6 protein-coding genes and 2 pseudogenes are annotated in these 5887 nt (G+C 43.4%); 1 reads left to right on the forward strand and 7 read right to left on the reverse strand.

From position 1 onward, the window contains the following. Window positions 1-189: pseudogene (locus tag THEPK_RS13135) on the forward strand (IS6 family transposase); the annotation flags it as partial. Window positions 190-273: 84 nt separating this feature from the next. Here THEPK_RS13135 and THEPK_RS08770 read toward each other — a convergent pair. The 7 genes and pseudogenes from THEPK_RS08770 to THEPK_RS12685 all read right to left on the reverse strand — a co-directional run. After that, complete coding sequence (locus tag THEPK_RS08770) at window positions 274-936, reverse strand: fumarylacetoacetate hydrolase family protein (protein WP_042702188.1); 663 nt, start codon at window positions 934-936, stop codon at window positions 274-276. Between the two features lie 31 nt (window positions 937-967). After that, complete coding sequence (dapA, locus tag THEPK_RS08775) at window positions 968-1855, reverse strand: 4-hydroxy-tetrahydrodipicolinate synthase (protein ID WP_042701078.1); 888 nt, start codon at window positions 1853-1855, stop codon at window positions 968-970. Window positions 1856-1860: 5 nt separating this feature from the next. After that, entirely contained in the window at window positions 1861-2829 is a 969-nt protein-coding gene (locus THEPK_RS08780) for a sugar kinase (protein ID WP_042701080.1), read from the reverse strand. A gap of 5 nt (window positions 2830-2834) precedes the next feature. Further along, window positions 2835-3839, reverse strand: a complete 1005-nt coding sequence (locus tag THEPK_RS08785) for a C-terminal binding protein (protein ID WP_042701081.1) — start codon at window positions 3837-3839, stop codon at window positions 2835-2837. A gap of 30 nt (window positions 3840-3869) precedes the next feature. Further along, on the reverse strand, window positions 3870-4913 hold the full coding sequence (locus THEPK_RS08790) for an Ldh family oxidoreductase (RefSeq protein WP_042701083.1): 1044 nt from the start codon (window positions 4911-4913) through the stop codon (window positions 3870-3872). A 5-nt stretch (window positions 4914-4918) separates the two neighbouring features. Then, window positions 4919-5254: pseudogene (locus THEPK_RS08795) on the reverse strand (TRAP transporter large permease subunit); the annotation flags it as partial. A gap of 15 nt (window positions 5255-5269) precedes the next feature. After that, a partial coding sequence (locus tag THEPK_RS12685) for a transposase (protein ID WP_083965065.1) occupies window positions 5270-5887 on the reverse strand: 618 nt, incomplete at its 5' end.

The raw sequence follows: 5887 nt of genomic DNA on the forward strand, positions 1-5887 counted from the left end.
GTTTAGGACGTTGAAGGAGAGGACGAAGCGTTTCTGGAATAATTTCAGGGGTAAAGACTGGAGGAGAGTTCATAGGTTTGTTTTCTGTTTGCCTTCTGGTATAATTTTGTCAGAATTCATTCTAGGTTTGATAGGCCTCCGGGTGATGTTATTGAATGGCTTCAGGAGGTGATGCCCCAGTTATCCTGACAATATCCAGACAAGTATTTTTGAAATCATTGACCTCAAACCAAAAAGCGAACAGAAAAAAATAGAAAAATAAAATCTCGAAATTCATTTTTCAACATCAACTCTTTCCTTTAGAATCCCAATTCCTTCTATCCATCCCTCAACAACATCTCCGGGCTTTAACAAGTCAACACCTTCTGGAGTTCCCGTAGCAATGATGTCTCCTGGCTCGAGTGTCATAATTTTGGATACGTACTCAATTATCTCGTCTATCCTGAATATCATCCTGCTCGTCCTAGAAAGCTGTCTAACTTCCCCGTTAACCTTCAAGCCTATTTCTAAATCACTCGGATCGAGCTCGTCTTTTCCGACGATTCTTGGTCCCACGGGAGTAAATGTGTCAAATCCTTTAGCAACAGCCCACGGCAAGCCCTTCTTTATGGCTTCGGTGATGATGTCCCTCGCCGTGATATCCAGGAGCACCGTATAGCCGAGAATGTAATCAAAGGCTTCCTCCCTTGGGATGTTCTTTCCTCTCTTCCCTATGATCACACCAAGCTCCACTTCGTGGTGAACCTCTTTGCTCAGCTTTGGAATAATAATTGTCTCATCCGGGCCTATAAGTGATGAGGGTGGCTTTAGGAATATGATTGGCTTCTCAGGAGCGTTTTCCTTTGGCTCGTTTGGAGCCAAGTAGTTCTTGCCCAGTCCTATTATCTTGGTGGGCTTAACTTCATACACAGTATCTCCAAATGGAAGTCTAACCACCATTTTTATCACCTAAAAATTATGAAAAATGTCAGAGCAAGTTGAGTTCCTTAAGTCTTCTTTCGAGCTCTTTCAGCCCTTCTTCGTCCAAGGATTCGAGGGGGCTTCTGAGGTCGCCAAAGTCCATTCCTCTGAGCTTCAGTGCTCCCTTGACACCTGACATGTACGGGAAGCCTTTTTGAAGGGCTGATCTGATCTTCAGGACTCTGTCCTGAATCTCTTTTGCCTTTGCTAGGTTCCCTTTCTTGAACTCCTCATAAAGTTGCACTACTATTTCGGGGAATACGTTAGCAACTGCCGAAACTGCACCGTTTGCTCCAAGGGTTAGGTGGGTGTATATCAGTGCATCACTTCCGCTGAAGAATATAAAGTCAGGTCTCTTCTCCCTGACTGCTGAAATTGCGTCGTAGAACCAGATAACATCCTTTGAGCTGTCTTTTATACCGACTATGTTTGGAACTTCTGCCAACTTCAGCAGTGTGTTCACATCAATTTTTACCCCTGTTCTTGGAGGAATGTGATAGATTATGACCGGTATTTCAACGCTCTCAGCAACTTTCTTGTAGTGCTTTATGATACCATTTTGAGTAAGTGGGTAATAGTAGGGGGTTACGACATGGAGTGCATCTGCTCCAACTTTTTCCGCATATTTGCTGAGCTCTACCGTTTCTTTTGTGCTTGTACATCCTGTTCCCACTATTACCGGGATTTTACCATTTACATACTCCATCGTGGTTTTTATCACTCTTTTCTTCTCTTCAAATGTCAGCAAAGGTCCTTCTCCATTGGTTCCAAGTGCAAATAAGCCATGAATCCCTCCCTTGATTAGGAAGTCCAAGTAATCTGTGAGCTTCTCTTCATCAACTTCATCGTTTTTAAAAGGGGTTATTCCAGGGGGAAAGATTCCCTCAAACTTCATCTTAATCACCTCACAACGTCATGGTGCCTCTGTCTCATTATCGTCTCAATCTCCTCCCTCGTCATGAACATTACATCTCCGGGTATTGTGTGGGCATAAGCTGCCATTGCAACTCCTAAGTTGAGCGCCTTTTCGACGTCTCCCGTTCTCAGGTACTCGTACACAAAACCTGCATCGAAAGCGTCTCCAGCTCCTATCCTATCGACTACCTCCAGCTCATATGGCTCTGCTCTGTAGATTTTTCCATCCTTGAGCGCCATTGCTCCCTCTGAGCCTAAGGTAAGAACAACAACTTCAGGGTTGTATCTCTCACCTAGCTCCATTATCATTTCCTCATAGCTTCCTGAGACCTTTAGGACGTTCCTCGCGTCGTCCTTTGTAACAAGCAAGATATCAACTTTTCCTAATATTGGATCAAGAGCTCTGAATGCCTCCTCTGGTGACCAGAGCTTGGATCTGTAATTAACGTCAAAGGATACCTTTGTACCAAACTCTTTTGCCTTGCTGATTCCAACTTCTACCGCTTTCTTACAGTTCTCACTAAGTGCAACGGTAATTCCAGTGGTATGAAAAGCATCGTAGTCTTTGAGAATCTCCCAGTTCACTTCATACGGATCAATGTTGGCTATAGCTGAGTTCTTTCTGTCGTATATGACCTGAGTTGGTCTGGGCTTCTTTCCAAACTCGATGAAGTATAATCCCACACGATAATCATCCGTCCAGATTACATGGGAGACGTCCACACCGTGCTCTCTGATTTTATTTGCGACGAACCTTCCGAGAGGGTTGTTTGTCAGCTTACTTATCCATGTCGCTCTTCCGCCGAGCCTTGCAAATGCAATAGCAAAGTTTGATTCTGTTCCTCCAATCCCAATTGCAAGTTCTTTGGCTTGTTCGATTCTTTCAAAGTTCTTTGTGGAAAATCTAATCATTGTTTCTCCAAAAGCCACAACAGAGGGTGCTTTTTCACTCATTTGAGTCACCTCCTTTTTTTCTTTTTTATAACGTCGAGAACTTCAGGATTTACAAGATAGGTAGGAATCTTTCCGCTTAAGACCTCGGCAACTCCTCTTGCAGCTTTTGTCTGTAACTCCTTTTGGCTTTCTTCAGAGTACCAAGCAACATGTGGGGTAATTATTACGTTATCAAACTTAAGAAGCGGACTATCCTTCGGAATGGGTTCAGCCTCCGTTACATCTAAGCCAGCGTACATTACTTTTCCCTGTTCTAGAGCTTTTACAAGGGCTTTTTCGTCAATTATTGGACCTCTAGCGGTGTTTACGATAATCACGTTGTCCTTCATGAGCTCAAATTCTTTGTCGCTGAGCAGATGATAAGTTTCATCAGTCAGGGGAACATGAATTGATATGAAGTCTGAATTCTTTAGTAATTCCTCCAAGCTGCTAACAAGCTTTACACCGTATTTTTCAGTAAGTTCTGGGCTTATATAGGGGTCATATGTGATTATGTTGACACCAAATGGCTTCATTTTTTCAGCCACTCTTCTGGCTAATTTTCCAAACCCAATCAATCCAAGAGTCTTTCCTTGAATTCTGAAGAGGGGCTTACCTACCTTATAGTCCCATATGCCTGATTTGACAGCCTTATCATACAGGGTCAGTTTTCTCACACTTGCTAACAACAATGCTACTGTATGGTCAGAGACTTCTTCTATACAATAGTCGGGAACATTTACCACAAATATTCCTTTTTCTGTTGCTGCTTTTACGTCAACATTGTCAACTCCAATTCCATACCTTGCTATAACCTTACACTTTTCCAGCCCCTCAATAACTTCCCTTGTTATCTTTGCATACTGAACAATTAATCCATCTGCATCTCTACATACCTCGATTATTTCTTTCGGCGAAGCATATCTTAACTGAGCTGGTACGAGCTCTGCCCCAACTTTCTCAAGCTCTCTCCTCTCGTTCTCCAACGACTCATACTCATAGTCAGTTACGACTACCTTGAATTTCGCCATGTAAAACCCTCCAAATAAAGTTAAAGAAACTCAAAGAGGCTTAGGAAGTTCGACACCGTATTCTTTAGAAAGCTCCTCAAAACTCTTCCAGACCTCTAGGTCAATTGGTATGCCGTTCTTTGATCTCTCCTCTGCTATTCTCTCCTCAATTTCCCCCGGCAACAGAACTTCTTTGAACCCTTTTGCTGGCTTTGTTGACTTGATGGTGTTAACAACTCTCTGAACGTCTTCAATGAACTCCTCATACTCTCTGAACAGCGTTGGATTTATCGCCATTACAAAGAATCCTCCCTGGGTTGATGCATGAAGGACAACGTCTTTGTCGAACGTTCCGCCAATAAGGGGCACTGTCATCAGCGTAACAAGGAGAGAGAATCCATATCCTTTGTGAGCACCGAACGGGAGTAGTATTCCTTCAAATGCCTTCTTTGGATCTGTTGTTGGGTTTCCATCTTTGTCCAAGGCAAGCCCTGGAGCGAGTTCCTCTCCTCTAATCATTGCAACTTTTATCTTAAAGTGAGCGGTTGCACTTGTTGCTATATCAAGGACTATTGGCTTGTTCTTTGTTGGGAAGCCATAGCTTAGTGGGTTTGTACCAAAGACTCTCTCGGCTCCTCCCCATGGGGCTACCAAGGCAGGTCCATTTGCAAAGGCAAAACCAACAAGCTTGTTTTCTGCGAGTCTCTTAGTGTAATACGCAAGCATTCCAACGTGACCCAAATTCTTAGCTCCCACCAAACCAACTCCGGAACTTTTTGCTTTTTCAATAGCCATATCCATAGCTTTTTTCGCTACTACTTGCCCCAAGCCATTTCCTCCATCAAGCAGTGCTGAGACGGGAGTTTCCTTCACTATTGATACATTAGACTTAGCGTTTACTAGACCTTTCTTAATGCCCTCTATGTAGTAGGGAACTCTTATGACTCCGTGGGAATCAACTCCCCTTAAACTTGCCTCAACCAAGTGCTCTGAAACTATCTTGGCTTCTTCTTCCGGAACGCCAGCTTTAACAAAGACATTTACACAAAAGTTGTATAGGTCGTCCTTTCTAACTCTTATAGCTTCAGACTCCATTTACTTCACCCCCCAAGTGCGTGAACAGGGATTAGGACGATCTCCGGAATGTAAGTTATCACAAGCAGGATTATGAAGTACAACACATAGATTGGAATAAGCTCTTTTACTAAGTCTTCGAGCTTTACCTTTGAAAGTGCTGAACCGAGGAGCAACGCTGTCCCGACTGGTGGTGTGAGAAGACCTACAGTCAAGTTTACTGACATGACAACACCGAAATGGATTGGGTCTATTCCATAGGCTTTAGCAACAGGGAACAACAATGGAGCCAAAAGGTAAATGTTCGGTGTGAGGTCTATTATCATACCCATTATGAATAAGAAGACGTTGACTATGAAAAGGAATACATACTTACCCTAGTTCCCACCACCTGTGAAGTTGTATAATCTGTCCAGATTCACGGCCAGAATCGCCCCTAAAATCCTGACAACCAACCCCCTCAAACTAACACTCCTGCTCGGCCTCAGAAGAAACTCAGAAAACTTCGAAAACAAAGTCTCAATCCTCCTGCGAAAGTCAGACAAGTACTTGTAAAACTTCTTCTCCTCCAGATTACTAACCTGATTCTCCCGCTTCACCGGCGTGTAAACAACGCCAAACTTCAGGAATTCCTCCTGAAGTTCTCTACTAACGTAACCCTTATCCAAAAACAGAAAACAGCCAGAAAACTCCTCAACAATCACCCAGAACTTTTCCCTGACAACACTCACATCATGCTTGTTTGCCGGATCAACGGACAGCAAAGCCAACAGGTTCCCATCAGAGTAACAGGTCAGCTTGTACCCATAGTAAAACTTTTTTAGAGGGAACAAACCCAACTGCGGGCTTTTCAGAGATGATTTCTGAAGAACCCTTCTTCTCCTTCCTGTTTTTCTGGCCAACTCCTTGGTCTGAATGGGCTTTGAGTCCAGTATTCTAACGTATTCTCTGGCGTGTTTTTGAATAATTCTTCCTGCGCTAGGAGCAGGAGTTTT

The organism is Thermococcus sp. PK (assembly GCF_000430485.1).
GTDB lineage: Archaea > Methanobacteriota_B > Thermococci > Thermococcales > Thermococcaceae > Thermococcus_A > Thermococcus_A bergensis.

Coding starts and splice junctions, on each gene's coding strand:
- dapA (WP_042701078.1), bottom strand. CDS start 1,855: ATGAAGTTTGAGGGAATCTTTCCCCCTGGAATAACCCCTTTTAAAAAC.
- THEPK_RS08785 (WP_042701081.1), bottom strand. CDS start 3,839: ATGGCGAAATTCAAGGTAGTCGTAACTGACTATGAGTATGAGTCGTTG.
- THEPK_RS08790 (WP_042701083.1), bottom strand. CDS start 4,913: ATGGAGTCTGAAGCTATAAGAGTTAGAAAGGACGACCTATACAACTTT.
- THEPK_RS08780 (WP_042701080.1), bottom strand. CDS start 2,829: ATGAGTGAAAAAGCACCCTCTGTTGTGGCTTTTGGAGAAACAATGATT.